General features: G+C 69.4%; 22 protein-coding genes. 5 read left to right on the top strand and 17 right to left on the bottom strand.

Going from position 1 to position 23,958, the window contains the following annotated elements:
- Positions 1-32: 32 nt before the first annotated feature.
- From AB0K73_RS10335 to AB0K73_RS10300, 8 genes are all read right to left on the bottom strand, one after another.
- Positions 33-716, bottom strand: coding sequence for an SGNH/GDSL hydrolase family protein (locus tag AB0K73_RS10335; protein ID WP_360512901.1), 684 nt, complete (start codon positions 714-716; stop codon positions 33-35).
- A 107-nt stretch (positions 717-823) separates the two neighbouring features.
- Positions 824-1,057, bottom strand: a complete 234-nt coding sequence (locus AB0K73_RS10330; protein ID WP_360512903.1) for an LPXTG cell wall anchor domain-containing protein — start codon at positions 1,055-1,057, stop codon at positions 824-826.
- A gap of 208 nt (positions 1,058-1,265) precedes the next feature.
- Complete coding sequence (locus AB0K73_RS10325) at positions 1,266-2,321, bottom strand: aspartate-semialdehyde dehydrogenase (protein ID WP_360512905.1); 1,056 nt, start codon at positions 2,319-2,321, stop codon at positions 1,266-1,268.
- 145 nt (positions 2,322-2,466) lie between these two features.
- Complete coding sequence (locus AB0K73_RS10320) at positions 2,467-3,741, bottom strand: aspartate kinase (RefSeq protein WP_360512907.1); 1,275 nt, start codon at positions 3,739-3,741, stop codon at positions 2,467-2,469.
- 123 nt (positions 3,742-3,864) lie between these two features.
- Positions 3,865-4,632 carry a hypothetical protein gene (locus AB0K73_RS10315; RefSeq protein ID WP_360512909.1) on the bottom strand — a complete coding sequence of 256 codons (768 nt, stop codon included), beginning with the start codon at positions 4,630-4,632 and terminating at the stop codon, positions 3,865-3,867.
- 47 nt (positions 4,633-4,679) lie between these two features.
- On the bottom strand, positions 4,680-5,909 hold the full coding sequence (locus AB0K73_RS10310; RefSeq protein ID WP_360512911.1) for a hypothetical protein: 1,230 nt from the start codon (positions 5,907-5,909) through the stop codon (positions 4,680-4,682).
- On the bottom strand, positions 5,906-6,181 hold the full coding sequence (locus AB0K73_RS10305) for a hypothetical protein (protein WP_360512913.1): 276 nt from the start codon (positions 6,179-6,181) through the stop codon (positions 5,906-5,908). Before AB0K73_RS10305 ends, AB0K73_RS10310 begins: the two co-directional genes overlap by 4 nt.
- 17 nt (positions 6,182-6,198) lie before the next feature.
- Positions 6,199-6,459, bottom strand: a complete 261-nt coding sequence (locus AB0K73_RS10300; protein WP_360512915.1) for a WXG100 family type VII secretion target — start codon at positions 6,457-6,459, stop codon at positions 6,199-6,201.
- A gap of 181 nt (positions 6,460-6,640) precedes the next feature.
- Here AB0K73_RS10300 and AB0K73_RS10295 point away from each other — a divergent pair, with 181 nt between their 5' ends.
- Positions 6,641-11,353 carry an FtsK/SpoIIIE domain-containing protein gene (locus AB0K73_RS10295; protein WP_360512917.1) on the top strand — a complete coding sequence of 1,571 codons (4,713 nt, stop codon included), beginning with the start codon at positions 6,641-6,643 and terminating at the stop codon, positions 11,351-11,353.
- Here AB0K73_RS10295 and AB0K73_RS10290 read toward each other — a convergent pair.
- Both AB0K73_RS10290 and AB0K73_RS10285 read right to left on the bottom strand, forming a co-directional pair.
- A complete protein-coding gene (locus AB0K73_RS10290; RefSeq protein WP_360512919.1) occupies positions 11,317-12,501 on the bottom strand; it encodes a BTAD domain-containing putative transcriptional regulator in 1,185 nt (394 codons plus the stop codon). The genes AB0K73_RS10295 and AB0K73_RS10290 overlap by 37 nt on opposite strands.
- On the bottom strand, positions 12,498-13,142 hold the full coding sequence (locus tag AB0K73_RS10285; protein WP_360512921.1) for a hypothetical protein: 645 nt from the start codon (positions 13,140-13,142) through the stop codon (positions 12,498-12,500). Before AB0K73_RS10285 ends, AB0K73_RS10290 begins: the two co-directional genes overlap by 4 nt.
- 370 nt (positions 13,143-13,512) lie before the next feature.
- Here AB0K73_RS10285 and AB0K73_RS10280 point away from each other — a divergent pair, with 370 nt between their 5' ends.
- Positions 13,513-14,523, top strand: a complete 1,011-nt coding sequence (locus AB0K73_RS10280; protein ID WP_360513020.1) for a hypothetical protein — start codon at positions 13,513-13,515, stop codon at positions 14,521-14,523.
- 35 nt (positions 14,524-14,558) lie between these two features.
- On the opposite strand, the gene AB0K73_RS10275 is transcribed toward AB0K73_RS10280, so the two are convergent.
- From AB0K73_RS10275 to AB0K73_RS10265, 3 genes are read right to left on the bottom strand one after another with little or no spacing between them, the layout of a single operon-like run.
- Positions 14,559-15,350 carry a hypothetical protein gene (locus AB0K73_RS10275; RefSeq protein WP_360512923.1) on the bottom strand — a complete coding sequence of 264 codons (792 nt, stop codon included), beginning with the start codon at positions 15,348-15,350 and terminating at the stop codon, positions 14,559-14,561.
- Positions 15,347-16,831, bottom strand: a complete 1,485-nt coding sequence (locus AB0K73_RS10270) for a hypothetical protein (RefSeq protein WP_360512925.1) — start codon at positions 16,829-16,831, stop codon at positions 15,347-15,349. Before AB0K73_RS10270 ends, AB0K73_RS10275 begins: the two co-directional genes overlap by 4 nt.
- Positions 16,828-17,586, bottom strand: a complete 759-nt coding sequence (locus AB0K73_RS10265; RefSeq protein WP_360512927.1) for a DUF2510 domain-containing protein — start codon at positions 17,584-17,586, stop codon at positions 16,828-16,830. Before AB0K73_RS10265 ends, AB0K73_RS10270 begins: the two co-directional genes overlap by 4 nt.
- 314 nt (positions 17,587-17,900) lie before the next feature.
- Here AB0K73_RS10265 and AB0K73_RS10260 point away from each other — a divergent pair, with 314 nt between their 5' ends.
- Entirely contained in the window at positions 17,901-19,523 is a 1,623-nt protein-coding gene (locus AB0K73_RS10260) for a tannase/feruloyl esterase family alpha/beta hydrolase (RefSeq protein WP_360512929.1), read from the top strand.
- Between the two features lie 43 nt (positions 19,524-19,566).
- Here the strand turns inward: AB0K73_RS10260 and AB0K73_RS10255 are convergent, their stop codons facing one another.
- The 3 genes from AB0K73_RS10255 to AB0K73_RS10245 are packed head-to-tail and all read right to left on the bottom strand — an operon-like array spanning position 19,567 to position 21,739.
- Positions 19,567-19,926: a nuclear transport factor 2 family protein gene (locus AB0K73_RS10255; RefSeq protein WP_360512931.1), complete on the bottom strand. Its 360-nt coding sequence runs from the start codon at positions 19,924-19,926 to the stop codon at positions 19,567-19,569.
- A gap of 50 nt (positions 19,927-19,976) precedes the next feature.
- Complete coding sequence (locus AB0K73_RS10250) at positions 19,977-20,582, bottom strand: response regulator transcription factor (protein WP_360512933.1); 606 nt, start codon at positions 20,580-20,582, stop codon at positions 19,977-19,979.
- Entirely contained in the window at positions 20,579-21,739 is a 1,161-nt protein-coding gene (locus tag AB0K73_RS10245) for a histidine kinase (RefSeq protein ID WP_360512935.1), read from the bottom strand. Before AB0K73_RS10245 ends, AB0K73_RS10250 begins: the two co-directional genes overlap by 4 nt.
- Before the next feature lie 109 nt (positions 21,740-21,848).
- On the opposite strand from AB0K73_RS10245, the gene AB0K73_RS10240 reads away from it, so the two are divergent.
- Together AB0K73_RS10240 and AB0K73_RS10235 are read left to right on the top strand one after the other, a co-directional pair.
- Positions 21,849-22,739: a hypothetical protein gene (locus AB0K73_RS10240; RefSeq protein WP_360512937.1), complete on the top strand. Its 891-nt coding sequence runs from the start codon at positions 21,849-21,851 to the stop codon at positions 22,737-22,739.
- A 65-nt stretch (positions 22,740-22,804) separates the two neighbouring features.
- Positions 22,805-23,305 (top strand): GNAT family N-acetyltransferase, encoded by a 501-nt coding sequence (locus AB0K73_RS10235; protein ID WP_360512939.1) that lies wholly within the window; start codon positions 22,805-22,807, stop codon positions 23,303-23,305.
- Positions 23,306-23,361: 56 nt separating this feature from the next.
- Here the strand turns inward: AB0K73_RS10235 and recR are convergent, their stop codons facing one another.
- A complete protein-coding gene (gene recR, locus AB0K73_RS10230) occupies positions 23,362-23,958 on the bottom strand; it encodes a recombination mediator RecR (RefSeq protein ID WP_360512941.1) in 597 nt (198 codons plus the stop codon).

Raw genomic sequence — 23,958 nt, 5'->3', positions numbered from 1 at the left:
GGATGCCGCGGCGGCACGCGGCGCGGCCGATGTCACAGGCCGAGCCGCTCGAGTTCCTCGTCCATGCGCCGGGCGATCTCGGCGTAGCCCTCGTCGTTCGGGTGGATCCCGTCGGCCGCCATCCATTCCGGATGCCCCTCCAGCCATCTCGAGGCACCGTCGATGTGATCGGCACCGACGCGTTCGGCGGCCTCCTCGACCCACTCGATGATGCGCTCGACAGAGCCTGGGCGCTCGTCGGTGTGCCAGAACGGCTCGACCACGACGAGACGGGCGTCGGGCAGCTCATCGCGGAAGCGCTCGAGGTCCTCGCCGATCGCCGTCTCGATCTCATCGGTCTCGTCGGGCATCACGAAGTTGTCATTCAAACCCATCGTCACGATGACGAGGTCGGGCGAGGGCTCGAAATCGACGATGAGGTCGACAAGGTCGACACCGCTGAGCCCCCGGTTGATCACGTACCCGAGCCCGTCGACGCTCGGGTTGAACTCGTACCAGCCGCGCTCTTCGGCCACGATCGACGACCAGCGCCGCTCGGGCGAACTGGCGCCCGTGCCTCGCGTGTACGAATCGCCGTAGAACGCGGCGACGGTCGCGCCAGGGGTCGGTGCCTGGTCGGGGCCTCCGGATGCCACGGCGCACGCGACGAGACATCCGCTGAGCGTTGCGGTCACGACGGATGCCGCGACCGACCCCCAACGCGAACGCCCCCGCATCCCGCGATTGTAGGCCGCCGCCTCGCAAGACGCCGGAGACGGGAACGGCCCGTTCCGATCGTCGGATCGGAACGGGCCGCTCGGCGGCGTCAGTCGACTCAGCGAGCTCAGCGGCGCTTGGCCACCATGCGGGGCACGACGAGCGCGGCGCCAGCAGCGAGGGCACCGACGCCCACGAACGCGAGCCAGCCGTTCTCGAAGCCGGTGTCGGCGAGCTTGGCGCCACCGTCACCGCCGCCGACCGGCGGCGTGGTCTCGACGGCCGGGGTCGTGGCGGGCGGGTCGGTGACCGGCGGCTCGGTCGTCGGCGGCTCGGTGGTGGGCGGCGGGGTGGTCGGCACCTCGGAGGCGAACGAGTAGTGGCTGATGGTCCTTGCCCGTCGAATGCGAAATCGTCATCGAGTTGGCTGGCGGTTCGAACTGGGCTTCGGGCATCGAGAGAGCGGCAGCCCGCAGGCCGCCGCTCGTCGATGAAGGATCGTCAGCAAACGGTAGCTGAAGAGCGCAACCCAGCCACGCCCCCCGATCGGGGCGTACCCGCGAGTGAGCTCAGACCGCGGCGGGCAGCTTCGCCGCCACGAGCTCCGCGATCTGCACGGCGTTGAGTGCCGCGCCCTTGCGCAGGTTGTCGTTCGACACGAAGAGCACGAGACCGGTGCCGTCGGGCGCGGACTGGTCCTGCCGGATGCGTCCGACGAAGCTCGGGTCGGCACCGGCGGCCTGCAGCGGCGTGGGCACGTCGGAGAGCGCGACGCCCGGGGCATCCGCCAGCAGCTCGGTCGCGCGCTCGGGCGTGATCGGGTTCGCGAACTCCGCGTGGATCGACAGCGAGTGCCCCGTGAACACCGGCACGCGCACACAGGTGCCCGCGACGCGGAGGCCCGGCAGCTCGAGGATCTTGCGGCTCTCGTTGCGGAGCTTCTTCTCCTCGTCGGTCTCGTTGTCGCCGTCGTCGACGATCGAGCCTGCGAGCGGGATCACGTCGAACGCGATGGGGCGCACGAACTTCTGGGGCTCGGGGAAGGTGACCGCGGAGCCGTCGTGCACGAGGCCGATGGCGTCCTGCGCGACCGCGGCCCGCGCCTGCTCGAGCAGCTCCTCGCCGCCGGCGAGGCCCGCGCCCGAGACGGCCTGGTACGTCGACACCATGAGGCGCTCGAGGCCCGCCTCGTCGTGCAGCACCTTGAGCACGGGCATGGCGGCCATGGTCGTGCAGTTCGGGTTCGCGATGATGCCCTTCTTCGCCTCGTCGATGGCGTGCGGGTTGACCTCGCTCACCACGAGCGGCACGTCGGGGTCCATGCGCCAGCCGCTCGAGTTGTCGATGACCGTGACGCCGGCCGCGGCGAAGCGCGGCGCCTGCGCCTTGGAGAGGGTCGCACCCGCGGAGAAGATCGCGATGTCGAGGCCCGTCGGGTCGGCGGTGGCCGCGTCTTCGATGACGATGTCCTCGCCCTTCCACGGCAGCGTCGTGCCGGCTGAGCGCGCCGACGCGAAGTAGCGGATCGACGCGACCGGGAAGTCGCGCTCCTCGAGGAGCCGCCGCACGACTGCGCCGACCTGCCCGGTGGCGCCGACGACGCCGATGTTCACTCCGTGTGCCATGTGGTTCTTCCTGTTCCCGGGCCGAATCGCCCGTACGTCTCATTCCAGTGTGCAGGACATCGGCCGATTCACAGGACGGAATCCGCTGAAGACGCCTGCGCTGGCAGTTTTCTCCTGCACGGCGGCAGGCGTGGATCCCCCGTGCTCAGCGCCCGGTGCCGGCGTGCACGATCGCCTCTTCCTCGGCGTCGAGCTCGAACGCGGAGTGCACGGCCCGCGCGGCGGCATGCACGCTGTCGGCCCGCGTGACGACCGAGATGCGGATCTCGCTCGTCGAGATCATCTCGATGTTGATGCCCGCCTCGTAGAGCGCCTCGAAGAGCCGCGCCGAGACGCCCGTCGCCGAGCGCATGGCGTTGCCGACGAGCGAGAGCTTGCCGATCTGGTCGTCGTACTGCAGCGACGTGAACCCGATGGCCTCCTGCGAGTGCGACAGCGCCGTGAGCGCCTTCTGACCGTCGGACTTCGGCAACGTGAACGAGATGTCGGTGCGCCCGGTGGAGGCCGCCGAGACGTTCTGCACGATCATGTCGACGTTGGCGTTGGTGTTCGCGACGATCTTGAAGATCTTCGCGGCGACGCCCGGCACGTCGGGAACGCCGACGACCGTGATCTTCGCCTCGGTCAGGTCGACCGCGACTCCGGCGATGACGGACTCTTCCACTTCGGCTCCTTCGGGAAGGCGCGAGGGGTCGTAGACGATCGTCCCCTCGTTGTTGTTGAACGACGAACGCACGTGCAGGGTGACGCCGTGGCGCCGGGCGAACTCGACCGCTCTGATGTGCAGGACCTTGGCTCCGGATGCCGCGAGCTCGAGCATCTCCTCGCTCGTGATCTTCGACAGCTTGCGGGCCTTCGTGACGATGCGCGGATCGGATGTGAACACGCCGTCGACGTCGGTGTAGATCTCGCAGACGTCGGCCTCGAGCGCCGCGGCGAGGGCGACGGCGGTCGTGTCGCTGCCGCCGCGTCCGAGCGTGGTGATGTCGCGCGTGTCCCGGTTGAAGCCCTGGAACCCGGCGACGATCACGATCGCACCCTCGTCGAGCGCCTCGCGGAGGCGCACCGGGGTGACGTCGACGATGCGGGCGGCGCCGTGCGTGGCATCCGTGATCATGCCGGCCTGGCTGCCCGTGAACGAGAGTGCCTGGTGGCCCATGCTCTTGATCGCCATGGCGAGCAGCGCCATGGAGATGCGTTCACCCGCCGAGAGCAGCATGTCGAGCTCGCGGGGTGCGGGGATCGGCGTGACCTCGTGCGCCAGGTCGAGCAGTTCGTCGGTGGTGTCGCCCATCGCGGAGACGGCCACGACGACATCGTTGCCGGCCTTGCGGGTCTCGACGATGCGCTTCGCGACCCGCTTAATGCTCTCCGCGTCGGCGACGGAGGACCCGCCGAACTTCTGCACGATCAAGCTCACGTGGTCTCCCGGGGTGGTGGCTGGCGCCGGGGATTCGCGTCCGGTCGCCGGAACATCAATCATACGGCGGGCCGTATGCGCGCCCGGAAATGTGACGCTGGCTGCGAACCGGCGTGAGCGGCGTCACGGCACGGGACGTCCGACCTCATCGCGATAGATGGGCGATTCGATCTTGATCGACCCGTAGGTGCCGGCGGATTGGTAGCCGACGCTCGTGCTGCCCGAGGAATTGATGCGCGAGCCCGACGGTGCGGTAATCAGGCTGGTCGCCGCGGCCTGGCGGTCCATGATCTCGAAGAACGTCTTGTTGCTCTGGGAGTTCGTGACGGCTTGGACCGCCAAGTCATTGGCACCGCCCGTCATGGGCCCGCTCGACATCGCCGCCAGTTGGGCGCGGGAGCGTTCCTGCCGCGCAGCGATGACGGCGGTGAGCGGATTGTTCGCGGCGAAGGCATCTGCCGAAGCGGACGCTCCCCCGACGATCGTCGGGCCGAAGACCGGGCCCGTCGGTTCCGGGAAGTAGACACCTCCGGCACTGCCGGTTCCGCCGACGATCGTCGGGCCGAAGACCGGGCCCGTCGGTTCCGGGAAGTAGACGCCTCCGGCACTCCCGGTTCCGCCGACGACGGCCGCGCCCCCGATGATCGCGGCGCTCACCGAGCCGACCGTGCCGATCATCGACGCGGCCTGTTGGTCGGCGAGCAGACGGTTGGTCCGCGCGAGCATATCGCTGCCCTGGTCGATCCACGACTGGGTGTGGCGCACGATGCTCGCGCGCGCCGCCTGCAGCTCTGCGTCGACTGTGCCCGCATACGCTCCGAGCCCGGCGGTGCCCGCAAGTGCAGTGAGGCGATCGAGGGCCTGATTGCCCCTCAATCCGCCCTCGAGCATCTTCAGTCCGACGAACAAGGCCTGACCCGGGTCGATCCTGATCCAGGTCATGGCTGGTCCTCCCGCCCCTGTTCATGGTGTGCGTTCGCGCCACCGTCGCGTGGCGCGGACTCGAGCACGCTCCGCAGCGCACTCGACACCGCTTCCCGATCGACCGCGGTGAGTCGCACCGCGCCGGTTTCGAGCGACGCCTCGACGGCCCAGGCTGCGCCGACGTCGTCCAACAGCCAGGTGTACTCCGCCATCTGCAACCCGTCGACGGTGCGCCTGACCGCCTGCACCCCGGTACTGCCCCGCCAGCGCGAGGAATCGTCGGTCAGGCTCCGGCGGAGCTCGACGATCGACGTGGGTCGATCCTGGTCGCTCAGCTGGGCATGATCGTGTGCGGCGAATCCGCCTGCTCCGGTCAAGCGCTCGAGCTCCTCGCCGATGTTCCGGAAGACGGGGCTGAGTCTCAACATGCCGTCGGGTTCGGCGCGCAGCAGTATCCATACGCCATCGGCCGAGCGCGCGAGCACGATCGTCTCCCGGCCCGGCCGCTGGGGCTCGTCGGATCCGGATCCACCGACCTCGACTCCCGCAGCGCCCGTGCGCGTGAGCACGACGATCTGATCACCGTCGAGAACGGCGCGCACCAACGGGTCGGCGGCGGCCGACAGCACGTTGCCGGTTTGGCCGACGTCGTCGCCGCGCAGGACCCCACGTCGGAGCAGACCGGCGATGATCTCGCTTCCGATGGCGAGCCGGCTCTCGGAAGACAGCTCCGGGTACCAGGCGGCGCCGATGAAGTTCACAGCAGGGAGCTCGAGCAATTCACCGAGCACCCTCACCTCCAGGGCACTCAGCAGCACCGTCGCCTGCGCCGCGAGCCACGCGTCGACGACTCCGAGCAGAACGCTGTCGCCCGCGGTGACTCCGTCATCCACATCCGGTGTCGCTTCGGCCACGACCCAGTGCAGCTCCTCACCGAGTCGGGCGTAGGCGGCGAGGCCGCGCCGCGGGGCACCCCGGTCGAGATACTCGAACCATCGCGTGATCGTGCCTTCCGGCCCCACGAGGTCGACCTCATCCGCGCCGACACGCAGTGCACGTCGCTCATCGGAGGCCTGACCCGTGTGCCACTCGGCGAGCTCGGCAAGCCCGAGCCCCTCGATCGCCGGCAACGAGGAGTGCTCGATACGGATGCCCCGCCCGACCAGTGCGGCATCGTGCACGGTGCGGATGCTCCACGGCGGCGCCGGCCTCCCGGCCGTCTGCGTCTCGTTCGGCGGGCTCATGTCATCATCTCCGCCTGGATGCGCCGTTCAGCCTCGTCGGCCCCTGCGTCCAGACGTGCAGCCAGTCGGAACAGCGATTCCGCCTCGGCGTGCACGCCGTTGTGCGCACGCTGCAGCACGTCGTAGAAGACCTCGGCTGAGGGGCCCTGATAGCCGAGGCCCTGCGACACCCTCACCACTTCGGATGTGTAACCGCACAACTCATCGGCGAGCGCCCTGATCGATGCAGCAGTCGCCCGCATCGAGCCGGGATTCTCCTGCACGGTCGTCATGTCGTCGTCCGCTGGATTCAGCTGCCGGCCTGGGCCAGCGCCTCACGACGGCGACTGACCTCGGTGGCGGCATCGTCGATCGCCTCGCGGAGGCGACGCAGGCTCGGTTCGAACTCGCCGCTCCAGGTGGCCCGGAATCGATCGGCGGCGGGGCCCTCCCACTGCACGTTGTTGAGCTCGTTGCGAATGGATGTGGTGAGCGCTTCGACTGCGCCGCTGTTGCGGGTGAGCGTGTTCTGCAAAGCGAAGAGCTGTTCGAGGTTTCCGCCGATAGCCATGATGTCTCCTTCGTTGGATGCGGCTCCGACGCCTTGCGGCCGTCGCTCCGGCAGACGAACCTGCCTGAGGTTCCCAGTGCACGCCTCTGCGCTGAAGGCTCGCTTAAGTCGTGCCGGCCGGTTCAGTAGACCGCCGTGACCGTCGGCGGTAGTGTCGACCCACCGTTGCGACGGATGGGGGATGGCAGTGCCGAGTGGTCCGTTGGTCCTACGTGTGGTCGAGGGGCCGGATGCCGGCGCCCAGGCCCCCGTGGACGGGCGCCTGCCGATCGGCCGCGCCGGCGGCGGCCTCACGCTCAGCGACCACCGAGTCTCCCGATTCCACGCCGTGGTCGATACCAGCACCGACGACGGCAAGCCGGAAGGCGCGATCGCCGTCACGATCGCTGATGCCGGTTCATCCGGCGGTACGCTGCTCGACGGTCGTGATGTCGATGCGCCCGCGCCGTTCGTGCCCGGATCGGTCGCGAGGGTCGGCGACTCCTCTCTGGTGCTGTTGGAAGGTCGGCGCTACAGCCTCGAGACGGGCCTGCGGCTGGAACTGACCGGGCCCGATGGCCGGACGGCTCCGGTGTTCGTCCCCCCCGACGGATCGGTGGTGGTCGGTCGACGCGGCGACGTCGTCATCGACGATCCCGCCATCTCGCGTCGCCACCTCGAACTGCGAGCCGTCGACGGTGACATCGTGGCCCACGACCTCGGTTCGCGCAACGGCATCTCGCTGCACGGGCAGCGGCTCGACCAACCATCCGCGCTCCGCGCCGGAGATGAGCTATTGCTGCGCGGGTCGGGCTGGATGCTCCGTGCCTCGGCCCCGGCCGAGCCGCTCGCCGCGACGATCGAACTCCTGGTCCGTTCGGAGCGCACCCCGTCCAGGTCATCGCAGCGGGCGCGGCCTCGCGCGGCGAGAGTGCGCGCGGAGGCTGCCGCCCGCGTCGGCGACGTCGCGCGAGCGATCGCCGGATGGCTGGGGCTCGACGGCGCGGACGACTTCGCGGGCGAAGTTGCGGGCGCCGCTGGAACCGAGGGAACCGCATGGACGCTCTATCGGGCGGCCGACGGAGTGCTGCTGCACCCCGACGACGCCTGGGCCGCCACACCGGTGGAGCGTGGCGAGACCTGGACGGTCGCCCGAGTCGCGTTTCCGGGAGATCCGGAACCACTGCCGGCTCCCGAGCGTGCCTCCTCGGTCGTGGATGTCGTGCCCCGACTCGCGGCGCATCCCCTTGCGCAGCGTTTCTCCGTGCCACGGCCACCCGAACAGGCCACCCTCCGCGGCAAGGGCCTGCTCTGGCAACTCGGCGGGGGCCTGCTCGGCGTGGCCGGCGGTGTCACGCTCGGTGCAGTGACCGGCAACTGGCTGTTCGCTGTGCTCGGGTCCTTCGCCGGGCTCGGCACGATGGGCTTCGGCATGCTGGCCGAGCATTCCCGCCGTCGCGCGCAGGTGGCGCAGTTCCGCGAACGGCTCGCGTCCCTCGAGCAGTCGATCGGGGCCGCGCTCGACGATGAGGCAGCCTGGATCGCCGCCCAGGCCCCGGACCCGGAGCAGTGGGAAGCGCTGCTCGCTCAGCGGGATCCGCTGCTGTGGTGTCGGCGCCCCGAGGACGAGGACTTCCTCGCGCTCACGCTCGGTACCGGCATCCGTGTCTCGTCGATCGAGATCGATCACACCCCGGGTGCGGAGACGGGCCTGCTTGCAGATGAAGCACGGGCGGCCACCGCCGCTCGACGCCTGCCGGCCGGACCGGTGCCGACCCCGACCACGGGGGTGTTCGGCATGGCCGGGCCCGCTCGAGCCGTCGACGCACTGGCGATGCGGCTTCTGCTGGAAGCCGCACTGGCGCATGCACCATCCGTGCTGCAGGTCGCTGTCGTGGCCACCGACCGAGTCTGGGAATGGGCGCGCTGGTTGCCGCATCTCGACAGTGGCCCATCCGGCGTGCTGCTCAGCCAGGACCCCGGCGGTGCGGTCCGGCTGATCGAGCAACTGCGGGCGGGCGCCACGAGTGCCGTCCACCACGGCACCGATGCCGGCACGAGCGCAACCCGCGCCGCCCCGAGCGTGCGTCGGCTCGTACTCGTTGCACGCGGCGCGGCGTCGATCGCAGCGCGGCTGCTGGCGGAATGGGGCGAGCACGACGGACTGCTGATCGTGCTCGCGGACGATGAGCGAGCGCTGCCGCTGGAGGCGAAGGCGCGCGCGATGGTTTCCGGCGCCGATCCGTCATCCAGCACGCTCACGGTGCTGGGCGACTACGCGGCGGTGCCGATCGGGGCGGTCGATGTGCAGGGGATCGACCGGGACACTGCAGAGCGGCTCGCCATGCGGATCGGCCGGCTTCGTGACCCACGTGCCCCGGACTCGCGCCGTACGGCGGCAGTGACCCTTCTCGACCTCGCGGGATTGCGCGATCACGGCCACCTCGATCTCCAGGCGGCACGCAGGAGTCGGCGCCCTCATGACCTCGCGGTCGAGATCGGCATCGGTGACGATGGCGTGCCGGTCGCGGTCGATCTCGAGCGTGACGGGCCTCACGGCGTGATCGCAGGCACCACGGGCTCAGGCAAGAGCGAGGTGCTGGCATCCCTGCTGGCCGCGCTGGTGGGGACGCACCGCCCGTCTGAGCTGGCGCTGTTCCTCATCGACTTCAAGGGCGGTGCGACCTTCGCCCGATTCGCCGGTCTCCCGCATTCGGCGGGGGTGGTCACCGATCTCGAAGGTGACGAAGCACTCGCCCGCCGCGCGTTCACCGCTCTCGAGGCGGAACTGCGACGGCGCAAGACGCTGCTCAGCCGGACAGGAGTGGCCGATCTGCGGGCGTATCGTGCCGCGGGAGCGCCACATGGGGCGGTGCCTTCGCTGCTCGTGGTGATCGACGAGTTCGCCCTGCTGGTACAACAACAGCCCGCAGTCAAGGCACGATTGGACACCGTCGCGAGTCAGGGTCGCAGCCTGGGAGTGCACCTGCTGCTGGCCACGCAGAGTCCGGGTGGGGTGATCACCCCGGCGATCCGGGCGAACACGAACCTGTGGCTGTGCCTGCGGGTCGTGAGCGAGGCGGAGTCGCGTGAACTGCTCGGAACAGCCGAGGCGGCCATGCTGCCGGTTGACCGCCCGGGCCGCGTTCTCGTGCGACGCGGCGCGGAGGCCCGCACGGTGGCATTTCAATCCGCACGGGTGACGGTGCCGTACTCGGATACCGTGAGCACGGTCACCGTCGAGCCGTTTGCCGACGATGCGCCGTTCTCGAACGATTCGCCCGCCGCAGAGACGAGCGCGCGAACCCAGCTGGCCGCACTGATCGATGCCGCCAGCGTCGCCTCGGAAGACGACGGCGAGCCGCCGGTCACGCCGCTGTGGCTGCCTCCGCTTCCGAACCTCCTGTCACTGGACGCACTTCCCGCCGCCGACGACCCGACCGACGTCCATGCACCCGTGGCCGTCATCGGCCTGGTCGATCTCGTCGCCGCGCAGCAGCAGCGCCCGCACTCGGTCGACCTCGCCACCTCCAACCTGATGATCACCGGTGCGCCGGGTCGCGGTCGCTCGACCGCGCTCCTCACGGTCGCCGCCTCGCTGGCCCGCGTCACCCCGCCGACGCGACTGCACATCTACGGGCTCACCTCGGAACGGTCATTGACACCGCTCGAGATGCTCCCGCACACGGCAGCGGTGGTGGGCGTGGGGGACCAGGAGCGAATCGACCGCCTGCTCGCCCGGCTGAACCGGATGATCGAAGTCAGGCGAAGCGAGGCGGCCGAGCCGGGGGAAGAGCGCCCGGCGGTGCTGCTGCTCGTCGACGACTATTCCCAGATTCGTGAGGTGCTCGGTGACGGCGACGCGTCCCGACTCGAGCAGTTGCACCGAATCATCACGAGCGGCCGACCCCTCGGCATTCACGTTGCCGTGACCGCGGTGCAGCCCACCGATCTGCGGCTCAGCGTTTCCGGCGCATTCGGAAACCGGCTCCTCTTGAGCGCGGTCGATCGCGGCGACTATCTCGCGATCGACTGGCGACCCCCCAACGACGAGCTTCCGCCCGACGTCCCCGGGCGGGCCATGGCGGCGGGGCCTGCTGAAGTGCAGATCGCGCACGTGGATGAAGGCATGCTCACCGATATCGCGGATCGGTGGACCGGGCAGTCTCGACCACGACCGATCGAGCGGATGCCGCGCAACATCCGGCACGCCGAGCTCGCGTCGACCTGGCCAGGCCTTGCCGTGATCGGCGTCGGTGGGCCTGAACTCGAACCGGTGGTGGCCGACACCCGCGCCGGCGCGCACCTGGTCGTGCTCGGTGAGCAGGGCAGCGGCCGAAGCACGGCGCTGGCGACGCTGATCGCAGCCGAGTCCGCCGCAGGCGGCGGGTCCTTCATGATCGCCAGTGCCCGTCCAGGCCCGCTGGATCCGGTCGCGAGCCACCGGGGGTGTGCAGCATTCGCCCGCAGCCGACCCGAGCTCGCTGAGATGCTCGACAGGCTCGACGAGCACGGCACGCGGCACCCGCGGCTGCTCGTGATCGATGACGCCGACGAACTCGTGGGCGAACTCGGCGATCGGCTGGAGCGGCTCATGCGAGCCGCTCGCGACACCGGTCTGCGCGTCGTCGTGTCGGCGCGCGCGGCCGACTGGGTACGCTCCTTCGACCCGTGGGTCAGGTACCTCACGAGCCTGCGCTCCGTGTTGATGCTCACCAATCACACGGAGCTCGCCCCGATGTTCGACGTGCGGCTGCCGTACGGTCCGTCGGCGCCGGCACCCGCGCCCGGTCGCGGATACCTCGTTGCCGCCGGAAACGCCACGCATGTCCAGGTCGCGGCCGCGGAACCTGCAGAGCTGCGCGGCGAACCCTCGCCTCAGTCAGCCTCCGACGGCTCGGACCCCATGCGATAGAGCAGCCGGCAGCGGCCGAGACCGATCTCGTCGCCATCGGCGAGCTGGGTACGTGACACGGCCGCACCGTTCACGAACGTGCCGTTGGTCGACGCGAGGTCTTCGAGTACGTGGGAACCGTGAACCGAACGGACCCGGGCGTGGAGCGCGCTTACCGAGGGATCTGCCACAACCACATCGCAGCCGGGTGCGCGCCCCAGCAGCACCGGTTCCGCGGCGACGATGGTCCGGCGATCGTCCGCGAACACGAGCTCGGCCCTCGGAGCGGACGAGGCGTCGGCCGGCAGGGTCACGGTGCGCGCGATTCGCCCGACGAGGTCATCGCCGGGCGCTGTCGCATTGGAGCGATGCTCGCTTGCCGAGACGACAAGCCCCGGGTCGTGACGCACCACTGCCGTCTCCAGCATGCGCAACCTCGGCCCCGGACTGACGCCGAGTTCCTCCCGCAGCGCTGTCGCGATGCGGCGCAGGCTCGAGAGTGCCCCCGACTGATCCCCCGCTTGGTACTGTGCGAGCGCGATCAGAGCCCACAGCGATTCACGGAGCGGTTGGCGTGCTCCACGCAGGAGGAGACTCGGGAGCATCTCGCCTGCACGTCCGAGTGCGAGCTCGTTGGCGGCGGATGCCTCGAAGGTCGCCAGTTCGAGTTCGTCGAGGTGCTCGGCTTGTGCACGCACGGAATCCACGGCCCGCAGATCGCTCAGTGCCCGGCCTCGCCAGACAGCGAGGGCTGTCGCGTATTCGTGCGAAGCGATGTCTCGCCGCCCCTGGGCGACCGCCGTCGACGCCCGTGACCTGGCCGCGAGGAATGCGTCGCGATCGAGGGCGCCATCGGGAAGGTCGAGTCGATAGCTGTGGCCGGCAGTGGTCAGCGCTGAATCGAGTCCTGTCTCGCGGAGGGCCTTCCGGATGCCGGCGATATACACCTGAATCGCGTTGCCGGCTGTCGGCGGCGGTGACTCCGCCCACACTGCGTCGATGAGGTCGGATGCCGGGATCGATCGCCGGTGATCGAGCAGTAGCAATGCCAACACCGCGCGCTGTTTCTCGCCGCCGAGCGGAATCGTGCCCTGAGGTGATCGCAGTTCGAGCGGCCCGAGCAGCGCCACCGGAGGCCCGTCGACGATGGGATCAGGCGCCTCGGTCACCACACCACGTCCTCGGTGTCGTCGTCGCTGAACTGCGGCGTCGGCGGCCGATCGATCCAATCCGCGAGCGTCGACGCGAGTTGCGTCGCACGTGAGGTCGCCCAGCGAAGCGCCCGAGCGAGTTGCTCCGGGTCACTCGCGGAGAGCGGCGCCGCGCCGCCCATGAACCTCGAGAGCGCCTCACGATCGGCGTCGCGCCCGATCGCGATCGCGACTCTCAGCGACTGCGCGCCCCACTCGGTGCCCAGCAAGGCGTCGAGGCTCGGCTCGTAGTCGTCGGTCGGCATCCCGTCCGAGACGAGAACCAGCGCGGGCGGGAGGGCATTCGGCGGCATGGGCGGAGATTCGAGCTCGGGCAGCAGCAGGTCGAGCGCGGCTCCGAGGTCGGTGTAGCCGGCGGCCACGACCGACCGCCACTCGAGCCGGCTGACGGGAGTCGGCTCGGCGAGGTGCCACGTGGCATCCGTCGAGAACGCGATCGCACGGATCAGCAGCTCTGCGTGCGGGTTCATCGCCTCGACGTCTTCGAGATGTGGCAGCGCTTCGCGTACCGCGGCGTTGAGCGCTTGGATCTTCCCGTCGGAGGCCATCGATCCCGAGCAGTCCAGGAGCAGGAAGCAGTGCAACGGCTGCCGTGCCATGGTCGGAAGTTCATCGGCCATTGCGCTACGCCCCGGTCGGGGTATGTGTCATGCTGACGCCATGCTGCAGGAGGGCACCGTGATGTCGCTGCGCGGGCTGGGCGGTGATTGGCGCGTGGGGTCGCTCATCGGCGAGGGCGGTCAGGGCTCGGTGTTCCGGCTCGACCCCGTCAACCGCGAGACGGCCGGGGACGGATCCACGATGACCGCTCCCGAGGCCCTCGCGATCAAGTGGTACCACGAACGATCCGCGAACCGGCACCAGCGGGAGGCGATCGCGCGGCTGATTGCGCGCGGCACACCCGGATCGATGTTCCTCTGGCCGCTCGCGCTCGTCGAACACAGCGGCGTCGACGGGTTCGGCTACGTGATGCCGCTGCGCGCTGACGAGCATCGGCCGATCGGCGAGCTGTTGCTGGGCCGGGTGGAGGCTTCTCCGAGGCTCGCACTGACCCTGTGCATCGGCCTCGCACACGCGTTCCTGCTGCTGCATGTCGAGGGACTCTGTTATCGGGACATCAGTTTCGGCAACGTGTTCTTCGATCCTGCCACCGGCACACCGATGATCTGCGACAACGACAACGTGGGCGTCGATGGGGATTCCTTCTCGGCGGTGCTCGGCACCCGGAAATTCATGGCTCCCGAGGTGATTCGCGGCGAGGCGATGCCGTCGGCGCAGAGCGACCTGCACTCGCTCGCCGTGCTGCTGTTCTATGTACTGGCGCGGCACCACCCGCTCATCGGACGCCTCGAATCCCGGTGGCGCGGAAAAACCGGTGAGGAGGAGATGCTCGGCACGCACCCGCTGTTCATCTTCGACCCGTCCGACGACCGCAACCGCCCCGACGAAGCCACCCAGCCCGCCCCGATCGCGCGCTGGGCGCGACTGCCGCGTTCGCTCAAAGTGCTCTTCGAGCAGAGCTTCACGACGGGACTGCATGATCCCAGCCGGCGCGTCCGGGAAAGCGTGTGGCGGGCCACCCTCACCCAGCTGCTCGACAGCCTGCATCGATGCGGCTGGTGCGGCGAGGAAAACCTCACCGAGGGCGGAGCCTCGACTCGCTGTGTGGCCTGCCGCCGGCACCTCGACCCGCCCGTGCGGCTCCGGAGCGAGCGTTGCACGCTGACCCTGAACGACGGTACCGTGCTCACCGCGCATCACGTTCATCACAACTACGATCTCGCGACCGGCATCGGCCGAGTGGTGCATGACGAGACACGAAACCGATGGGGGCTGCGCAATCTCAGCGCAGGCGCCTGGCGCCTCGAGCGCGTGGGGCGGGCCCCGATCATCGTGCAACCCGGACAGGCTGCGTCGCTGCTGCGGGATGCTGAACTCATCATCGATCGCACCCGATTCGTCTTCGAGGCTTCGCGATGACCAGCGTGTCCTCCGCGCTTCGCGACTGACCGCATTCAACCATCGGCCCACGCCTTCGCCACAGCCTCAGCACGCTTGAGCAGTCGCGATTGCAGAGCAGCCGAGACCTCCGCCTCGGCGGCCTCGTCGAGCAGGAGACCGGGCTCGTACACGCCGTAGCGGAAGATGGTGTTGCCCAGCACGGTCACTTCGGCGCGCGATTCCTCAGAGATCGGCGTCCCATCGAGCGTGTACTCGATGGTCTCCGCGCGTTGATACCCCGGCAGTCGGTCGCCGGCACTGCGCGTGAGCGTCGTCGTAGCGGTGTACGTCGTGGCGGAGCCGATCGAGCGGTCTTCGTGGCTCGCACACGCCTCATACGCGGCGACTTCCGATTCGAGGGCGCGGCGTGCGGCTTCCGCGCTCCTGAACACGATGGCACGGCTCCAGACGCTCGCTGTGGCATCACCTTCTCCCCAGTACTCACTTCCGATATCGGCCACCGGGGGGATGGTCAACCAGTGGATCGGATGGCAGCGCGCATCGAGACTTTCCAAGTCGACCCAGGTCGGGAACGTGTCGATCGTCGAGACGGCGGCATCTCTGCTGACCGCGACGAGCGGAGTGAGCTCGGGCTCCTGGGGCAGGAGCCGTCGGGCGTCGTCTGGAGTGAGCAGGACCTGCTCCCCGGCCTCCTCGATACTCAGCGCCGGCCGGTTGTTCGCTGCCACAGCCCACGTCACCATCACCGCGACCACGACGATCGCGATGATCACGGCGACGATGTTGACGATCGGCCACAGGAGTCTGCCCGGGGTCCGACTCGCGTCGGGGCTTCCAGTGCTCACTGTTCGTCTCCCATCACCGGCGAGTGCTCAGCGACAGCTCGTTCGAGTTCGTCCAGTAACTGTGCCGAGGTGGCCGCGCCGCCTTGGTAGGCGCTGGCGCGAAGCAGAGAGTGACAGACCACGAGATTGAGGTCGCGGGCGCAGGCGCGGCTCTCTTGACGGGTATCGAAGGTGAGTTCGGTTGCGAGGAACGCGGAGCCCTCCTCCTCCGGCGGTGTCGACACCTGGACTCGTCCGGTCTGCGTGATCCCGCCTCGCGATGTGACTTGGAGGCTCGCCGTGCATTCAGCCGGCACGAGCGCTCGCAGCGCCTCTTCAGCGTCCTCCTCTGATCGGTACGTGCGACCGTAGGAGGTGACCGACCCGTTGTCGCCATTCCAGGCGTAGCCGCCGAACACCTGTCCTGCGCCTTCGAGATACCCCGTCGAATACCACAGCACGGGGAGGCAGGTCTCGGGGCCGACCGTCGTGTCGGGAGGCAGGATCTCGCCGTAATCCAGCTGAGCCGGCGCCGACACCTCAGTGGCCTCGGGTGCGAACGCGCGAAGCTGAGCCTCGGTCAGTACGAAGCGCGAGAGCTCGCTGTTCGTGAAGATCCGAGGCGCGCTCTCGTCCAAGGTGCGCGGTGCCGCGGCTCGGGGAGGCTCCGCGACGATCATCGGCACCGTGATCGCCAGCGTCGCCGCGATGACGGCCACCGCTGCCGCGCCGATCCAAGGAGAACCGAGCCGACGCACGAGCCGCCCAGTGGCTTTCGGACCGGGCACCCCCTCGGGTGACGCGGGGCGCTGTGGTCCCGCGCCCAGTCCGCGATCGCGTCTCGGGCGAGCGGGGCGCCCTTGAGGAGGTGACAGCTCCGCGAGCTGTTCGAGGGTCGGTGGCGCCACGCGGGAGTCCTCGGCTGCGCGAACCGGCGGATCCGGTCTTGCCGCGAGGAGCGACTGATCGACGCCGATCGTGCGCGACTCATCGAACGTCATGCCGAATTCGGTCTCGCCCAGCACCTGTTCGGAGCTGGCGGGTGCGTGCTGCACGCCGCCGCCACCGTCATTCGCGGCCCCGTCGGTTTCCGAGAGAATCCCCTCGCTCACCGATGCGGTCATCTGCGCCGTCGCCGATGCGTTGAATGCCGTGGCCCAGGTGCGGGTCGCGAGCGCGGCATCGCGCAACGACAGCCCTGCGCGCACCAAGTCGTCGAACCAGCCTCTGATCTCGTCTTCGGTCGCCGACGTCCCGGGGTCGGAGTCGCGGATGTCCGACGCGACGCCGGCTCGCGACGCCGTGACGACGGCATCGATGCGAGCTCGCATCGATGCCTCGTCGTCGAGGTCGCCGCGCGCACCGCCGACCGTGTCCGCGAGTGCGGCTCTGAGCCGATCGGGGCGGTCGACGATGCGTCGTCCGAACTGCGCGATCACTTCGATCAGGACCCCGTCGATGTCGTCGCTCGCTGGTCCGGTGCGGTTTCGTTGCTCGGTCACGTCGGTGCGCCTTGCTCGGTCGGCTCGGGTGCCGAGGTCGCCGGTCGATCCGTCGGCACATCCGAGACGCCGGTCGTCCATGCCGCGCCACTCCACCATCGGAACGCCCGCTCGCCGATCGGGTCGGCATACCAGCCCGCCCGAGGTGCGGAGGGTGTGCGAAGAGCCTGCGGAGTCACCCTCGTACTGATGAACATCGCGGTTGCGAAGAGCAGGAGCACAACACCGATGCCGCCTGCCGCGAAGAGCGGATCGTCCGCGAAGGTCACCGACAACGCCAATATCCCGGCGAAGCACGCCAGCGGCACCGTTCTCACGCGGTGCGGCAGAGCGTCGGAACGGAGCATCGTCACGCCGAAGACGAGCCCGGCGACGATGATGACGAAACCCAGCGCCGGGAGGGCCACGGCCAGCTGCGGCATCCATGTGCCGGCGGCGGCAACAAGCAGCGTGACGAAGTAAAGTCCCGCGAGCACCCACGCTGAGAGACGCGCCAGTCGGCTGGGCGCGGTGAGCCCGCCGAACGCGAACCCTGCGAACGCAACGGTCATCGCCGCGGCGTCGACGACCGAGAGGACCGTGAAGAGCGCGGGCATCGAGTCGAGTACGACCACGCCGACGATCCGCGCCACGCCGGCAACTGCCAGGGCCGAGCCGATGACCGCCGGCGTGCCCAACGCTGCGAATGCGGCTTCGAGCCTCGGAGCCCCGGGCGATGTAGCGGAACCGGCATGACCGGTCGCGATGTCATCCATGTACGGCCTCCATCGGGTGCATCGTTGCCACCGGGTGAACACAGCATAGACTTGCGCCCCGCACCGTACGAGCCCTCCCGTGCGACGTCTTCGGGGGTCAAGGCGCCGGAGGCCGCGCCCCGGCCTCCGAGGGGCGTCGACCCATCTCGTTCGCGAGCGCAACACGATTTCCACTGAATGAACGACCACTTCCCGCGACCGAGCGGCGGGTCTAGCGTTGGCCTCGCCATCGGCGGCTTGCGCCGCGGATGACACGATGCGGCATTTGTGCCGCGGGCACCGTTGCTGCGCATCACTACGCAAGGGAGCGTCGGATGATTCCAGTGTTCAAGCGAGCGACGGCGGTGTCGATGGGCATCATCGCCGCGTTCCTCATCACCGCGGGGGCCACATCGGCTGCTGCGGCACCGGGCGGCAAGCATGGCGAGCCGCCCGTCCTCGCCGAGGCGGACTGCGCGCCGCTCGCCGAGCTCACGATTCCTGCCAGCGACATCGGACTGCCGACGAGCGGGGCCGACATCGATACCGCGGTCTGGGACGCGGCGGGGAACTACTGCGCCGTCACCGGCTGGATCCGCGCGGTGTCAGCGCCGCAGGACATGCAGTTCCGCGTCAACCTCCCCGCCGACTGGAACGGTCGCACGCTGCAGTTCGGCGGCGGTGGCTTCGACGGCTCGCTCGTCACGGCGACCGGCAACTACACGGCGCAGCCGACGGGCTCTCCCACCGCGCTCTCGCAGGGCTGGGTCACGCTCGGCTCCGACGGCGGGCACCAGGGCGGGCCGGGCTTCGACGGAACCTTCCAGCTCGACGAGGAGCTCTTCCTCAACTACGGCCAGTGGTCGGTGAAGAAGGCGCACGACGCGGCGTACGCCGTCATCGACGCGGCCTACGGTGCCGAGCCGCAGTGGTCGTACTTCATCGGCGGGTCGCAGGGCGGTCACGAGGCCCTCGACGCCGCAGCGCGCTACCCGAAGGACTACGACGGCATCATCGCCAACTACCCGGCGTACAACGTGACGATGATGCACGTCGGCGCGGTGAACTTCCGCGACGCGCTCCTGCTCGACGGCGGCGCAGGGCATCTCAACGCCGCCGAGACGGCGACCATCACGAACGCCGTGTACGCGACCTGCGACACGCTCGACGGCGCGGCCGATGGCATCGTCAGCAACGTCGGCGCGTGCGACGAGGCGTTCGACGTGCAGACGCTCGCCTGTCCCGAGGGCGTCGACCCGGCGACGGTCGACACCTGCCTCTCGGAGGTCGAGATCGCAGCGGCCGTGAAGATCACGACCGACTACGACCTCGGCATCGAGATCGAGGGCAACTCGGTGTTCGCGAAGAGCGCGCTGTTCCAGGGGGCGCTGTACCAGGGCTTCGCGGGCTTCGGCTCCGGACCGCTGTCGCAGGGCCTGCAGTTCCAGGTGTTCAACGCGACGATGCAGTACGGCGTGGCGGGCAATCCGCCCGATTGGAACGGCTACACCGTCGACCCGCTCGACTACGCCGACCGCGTGCAGGAGGTGGGCGAGATCATGGATGTGACGGATGTCTCGCTCAACAAGTTCCGCGCGTACGGCGGCAAGGTCATCCTCACCCATGGCACGATCGACGACTTCATCACGCCGCACAACACGCTGCAGTACTACGCGGCGCTGCAGGACGAGTTCGGGAAACGGCTCGACTCGTTCCTGAAGTTCTACATGGTCCCGGGGTGGGGTCACGGGCAGGGGCGCTTCGTCGCGCAGTACGACGGCCTCGACACGATCGTGGACTGGGTGGAGCAGGGCGTCGCGCCGTCAGGGCTCATCGCACGTGACGGTAACGCGGGCGCGGACCGTACTCGTCCGATGTGCGAGTACCCGTCGTGGCCGAAGTATCAGGGGTACGGCTCCCTCGACCAGGCGAGTTCGTACGAGTGCGTGACGGAGTGATCGACCGCCCCGCTCGTCGCGGCGGCGGCGAGCGGGGCGCCCGTCAGGCCTGATGCTTGCGCGGCATGTACCACTCGGTGAACTCGGTCGCCCGCCCGGCGGCATCGAGGCGCACGACCCAGAGGTTCAGGTAGTCCTTCTCGGCCGGGTACTGCGTGCGGCCCTGCACGAGCACGAAGCCGTCGTCCTCGTGGATGATGTTCCAGTCGAACGACCAGGCACCGGGCTCGTTGCGATCCTCGAGCCAGCCGGCGACGATCTGCCCGTGACCACGACGGGGCTCGTGGTCGGGAGCGGTGAGGTAGACCCCGTCATCGGCGAACAACGCTCTGATCTGATCGGGGTCGTTCGATTCCCACGCCTGCACGTATCCCTCGACCCAACGGGTTCCTGCGCTCGTCATGCGTCCGTTCTATGCGCGCCCACCGACAGCGTCAACGGTCGGCTCGTGGTTCAGATCCATCCGGCGTCCCTCGCGAGGCGTGCGGCATGATGACGGTCGGATGCGCCCAGCTTGGCCTGCACCGAGGCGAGATAGTTGCGCACCGTACCCGGGGCGAGGTGGGCTCGCGCGGCGATGCCTGCGTTGTCCCACCCCTCGGCAACGAGACGGAGCACCTCCAGCTCGCGTTCCGTCAGCGGCGAAGGCGGAATGGCGAGGGCGGCGGCGGCAAGCGCAGGATCGACGTAACGTTGCCCGTCGTGCACGCGCCGGATCACGTCGGCGAGCGCCGAGGCGGGCGCACCCTTTGCGAGGAAGCCTCGTGCGCCGGCCGCGAGCGCCTGCTGCAGGTGCGCGGGCCGGCCCCGCCCGGTGAGGATCACGACCGAGCACGTCGCAAGGGAACGGCTGAGTTCTGCCGCGACCTGCATGCCGTCGAGGGCCGGCATTTCGAGGTCGACGACCGCGACATCGGGACGGTGTCGCAGCGCTGCGTCGAGCGCGTTCCGCCCATCGGTCGCCTGGGCGACGACCTCGAGGTCCTCCTCGAGGTCGAGGAGCTGCGCGAGCGCGACCCGGATCAGTTCCTCGTCGTCCGCGACGAGCACGCGGATCATCCCACGACTCCGATCGTGGCCCGGAGTACGAATTCCCTGCCGTTCGTTTCGACCTCGAGCGTGCCGCCCGCCTCCCGGAGACGCTCGCGCATGCCGATCAGGCCACTGCCGGCAGCGTCGCCGCCCGCACCGACGCCGTCGTTCTCGACCGTCAGGATGATGGCGTCGCCGGCGCGCCGGAGCGACATCCCGCAGCGGGAGGCGCGGCTGTGGCGCATCACGTTAGTGACGGCCTCGCGCGCGACCGGCGCCAGCACCCCGGCCGCCTTCGGTGGCACGTCGATGGTCGCACCGTCGGGCGCGTCGACTGTACAGCGCACACCGGATGCCTCGAGCACGCCACGGAGGGCCTCGAGTTCGCGACCGAGGTCGACCCGCCGCGAGTCGGAGACGGCAGAGCGGACCTCCCCGAGGGCGGTCGCGGCAAGGCGACGGATCTCGGCTGCCTCGCTCGCCGCGGCATCCGGGCGATCGACGGCTGTGCGGCTGACGAGCTCGGCCTTGAGGGCGATGATCGAGAGGCGGTGCCCGAGCAGGTCGTGCACGTCGCGGGCGAATCGCAGCCGTTCCTCGGTGACGGCGAGGGCGGCACTCGACTCCCGGCCGGCGTGCGCGTCGGCGACGAGGCTCCAGAGCCAGACGGGGCTCCAATTCACGAGTGCGATTCCGCCCCCGAGGCCGAGGATGATGAGGAGGGTCTGGAGCGGCGAACCGCCCATCGCGAGGGCCACCCCGACGCCGACGCAGGCGGTGACCGCGGCAACCGCGACGGCGCGGACCGGTGAGAACAGCAACGGGACGGTTCCCACGATCGCCGCGCCGATCCACGACCACGTCGCCCAGTCCCCCGGTGCCACCGGGGCCACGAGCGCGAGTGAGAGCCCCGCCGCCGCCCCGAACGCCACGAGCCAGCCGCGGGCGGCCGCGACCGACCTTCCCGGGGTGACCGCTCCGTACAGGACACCCGCCTGGGCTGTGGCGAAGACGACGATGCCGAGCGTGCCGAGCAGCACCCACAGCGACCGGGTCTCGCGGAGCACCCCGACCCCGGGCATGAGCACGCTGCTGAACACGGCGGTCGCGAGCCAGACCAGCGTGAGCACGCGGGCGCGACGAACCCGCAGAGCGCTGCGTTCGGCATCGACGGTGGCGCTCACACATCGGAGTCTAGGCGCTGAGGGTGCACGGCCGACCCGTGCAGAACGCACATCGAGCGATGACATCCTGCCTCGCCTCCCACGCGCCTACCCGGCAGAGGCTGGCCTCATGAGCGAACACACACAACACCTCGTCGCCGAGCCGGCGACCACCCGCCCCGTCGGGCCATCCCGGCAGGTCATGGCGCGCGTCGCACTCGGCACGCTCGAGCTGCTCCTCGTCGCGACACTCTCGATGTTCCTCGTCGATCAGGTGACCTCGGCGTCGATCGCGGCCCTCGACCTCACCACCCTCCTGCTGCGACCCGAGGGTGTGGCTGCGGTGATGACGATCGACATCGCCCTCGGCACCGCGATGTGGATGCTCCACCGCCGCCGCACCACGCGATCCATCATGGCGGTGCTCGGGGCGATCGCAGCGGCCTTCGCTGCACCGCTCGTGCCGTTCTGGTTCGGAGCGGTCTCAGCGATGGATGCGGTGCTCCTCGGACATCTCCTCGTCATCCCCGCCGTCGCGGCGGCCGTCGCGCTTCGTGCTCGGGAACTGGGTCCGGTCGGGCATCCTGCGGCGATCACGGCGGCGGAACCCGGCGCGTCCCGTCGGCAGCTCGAGCGGATCGCACGGCGTTGGCCGACGGTGCTCGCGTTGCTCCTCACCTTCGGCAAGATGCTGGATCCGAGCATCGTCCCTGCACCGATCCTGATCCTGCTGGGCGTCGAATACCTCGTGATCGGGGCGCTCCGCCGCCAGTTCCGCGATGGTCGGCTCCTCGCACTCCATGTGCTCGGCGCGATCGCCTACACGGCGCTCGCCGCGCTCGCGATGGTGGTCGACCCCTTCGTCGCCGGCATGCTGATCGCCGCGGGATGGATCCTCCACGCCGGGTGGGACGCCGCGCTGCACCGGGCGAACGTCGTGGTCTGGCGCTGGTACGCCGAGGCGTGCGCGGTCTTCGATGTCGTCGTCGGCGTCACCGTGCTCGTCGCAGTGCTGCGTTGAGCAGGCCCAATGCGGGTCGTCACGCGGCCCGAGCCGGCCTTCCGCGTTCACATAGGATCGTGCGAATGATCCCCAGCCCCACCGCCAGACTCCGCTTTCGCGAGATGTCCGGTGCCGACCTCGACGACATGGCCGGGTTGCTCGGTGATCCCGAGGTGATGCAGTTCTACCCGGCTCCGAAGATGCGTGATCAAGCAGGCCAGTGGATCGAGTGGAATCTCCGCAACTACGACGAATGCGGCCACGGACTCTGGATCGTGGAAACCGTCGACGGTGAGTTCGTGGGCGACTGCGGCCTGACCTGGCAGCCCGTCAACGGGGTGCGAATGCTGGAAGTGGGATACCACGTACGCAGCGACCTGCAAGGACTCGGGTACGCCACTGAAGCAGCGGCCGCGTGCCGGGACTTCGCTCGCGACGAACTCGGCGCAGCCGAGCTGGTCGCGATCATTCACCCCGACAACGCCGCGTCCCGCCGCGTCGCCGAGAAGATCGGAATGACCCGCACTGACGACGACCTCGTCGGTGGGATCGTTCGAACCGTCCTCAGCATGTCGTTGCGTTGACGGCATGGGGGCCGGGACCGACAGCTCGGCCACCGCCGCGCGGCGGGTGCCGCGGCTCAGCCGACGACGCGTCGGCCCTCGAAGGCGCGACCGAGCGTGACCTCGTCGGCGTACTCGAGGTCGCCGCCGACGGGAAGGCCCGACGCGAGCCGCGTCACCCGGATCTCGAGGGTCGTGAGCAGCCGGCTGAGGTATGTCGCCGTGGCCTCGCCCTCGAGGTTCGGGTCGGTGGCGATGATGACCTCGGTGACGGTGCCGTCGGCGAGGCGCTGCATGAGCTGCCGGATGCGGAGCTCGTCGGGACCGATGCCGTCGATGGGGCTGATCGCGCCGCCGAGCACGTGGTAGAGGCCACGGAACTCGCGCGTGCGCTCGATCGCGACGACGTCTTTGGCCTCTTCGACGACGCAGATGAGGTGCGGGTCGCGTCGCGGATCGCGGCAGATCGAGCATGTCTCCTGCTCGGACACGTTGCCGCAGATCTCGCAGAAGCGCACCTTGTCACGCACGTCGGTGAGGATCTCGGCGAGTCGACTGACGTCGAAGTGCTCGGTCTGCACGATGTGGAATGCGATGCGCTGCGCGGACTTCGGCCCGATGCCGGGCAGGCGGCCGAGTTCGTCGATGAGTTCCTGGACGATGCCTTCATACAC

Origin of the sequence: Agromyces sp. NPDC052230 (assembly GCF_040679595.1) — a bacterium.
In the GTDB taxonomy this organism is placed as follows: domain Bacteria; phylum Actinomycetota; class Actinomycetes; order Actinomycetales; family Microbacteriaceae; genus Agromyces.
Note: the sequence above shows the minus strand (reverse complement) of the source record. Positions and strands in the feature narration are given on the sequence as shown.

Excerpts from the sequence above, each read along its gene's own strand:
- AB0K73_RS10335 (WP_360512901.1), bottom strand. The coding sequence starts at position 716 with ATGCGGGGGCGTTCGCGTTGGGGGTCGGTCGCGGCATCCGTCGTGACC.
- AB0K73_RS10325 (WP_360512905.1), bottom strand. The coding sequence starts at position 2,321 with ATGGCACACGGAGTGAACATCGGCGTCGTCGGCGCCACCGGGCAGGTC.
- AB0K73_RS10315 (WP_360512909.1), bottom strand. The coding sequence starts at position 4,632 with ATGCTCGAGGGCGGATTGAGGGGCAATCAGGCCCTCGATCGCCTCACT.
- AB0K73_RS10310 (WP_360512911.1), bottom strand. The coding sequence starts at position 5,909 with ATGAGCCCGCCGAACGAGACGCAGACGGCCGGGAGGCCGGCGCCGCCG.
- AB0K73_RS10305 (WP_360512913.1), bottom strand. The coding sequence starts at position 6,181 with ATGACGACCGTGCAGGAGAATCCCGGCTCGATGCGGGCGACTGCTGCA.
- AB0K73_RS10300 (WP_360512915.1), bottom strand. The coding sequence starts at position 6,459 with ATGGCTATCGGCGGAAACCTCGAACAGCTCTTCGCTTTGCAGAACACG.
- AB0K73_RS10295 (WP_360512917.1), top strand. The coding sequence starts at position 6,641 with ATGGCAGTGCCGAGTGGTCCGTTGGTCCTACGTGTGGTCGAGGGGCCG.
- AB0K73_RS10285 (WP_360512921.1), bottom strand. The coding sequence starts at position 13,142 with ATGGCACGGCAGCCGTTGCACTGCTTCCTGCTCCTGGACTGCTCGGGA.
- AB0K73_RS10280 (WP_360513020.1), top strand. The coding sequence starts at position 13,513 with ATGCCGCTGCGCGCTGACGAGCATCGGCCGATCGGCGAGCTGTTGCTG.
- AB0K73_RS10265 (WP_360512927.1), bottom strand. The coding sequence starts at position 17,586 with ATGGATGACATCGCGACCGGTCATGCCGGTTCCGCTACATCGCCCGGG.
- AB0K73_RS10260 (WP_360512929.1), top strand. The coding sequence starts at position 17,901 with ATGATTCCAGTGTTCAAGCGAGCGACGGCGGTGTCGATGGGCATCATC.
- AB0K73_RS10255 (WP_360512931.1), bottom strand. The coding sequence starts at position 19,926 with ATGACGAGCGCAGGAACCCGTTGGGTCGAGGGATACGTGCAGGCGTGG.
- AB0K73_RS10250 (WP_360512933.1), bottom strand. The coding sequence starts at position 20,582 with ATGATCCGCGTGCTCGTCGCGGACGACGAGGAACTGATCCGGGTCGCG.
- AB0K73_RS10240 (WP_360512937.1), top strand. The coding sequence starts at position 21,849 with ATGAGCGAACACACACAACACCTCGTCGCCGAGCCGGCGACCACCCGC.
- AB0K73_RS10235 (WP_360512939.1), top strand. The coding sequence starts at position 22,805 with ATGATCCCCAGCCCCACCGCCAGACTCCGCTTTCGCGAGATGTCCGGT.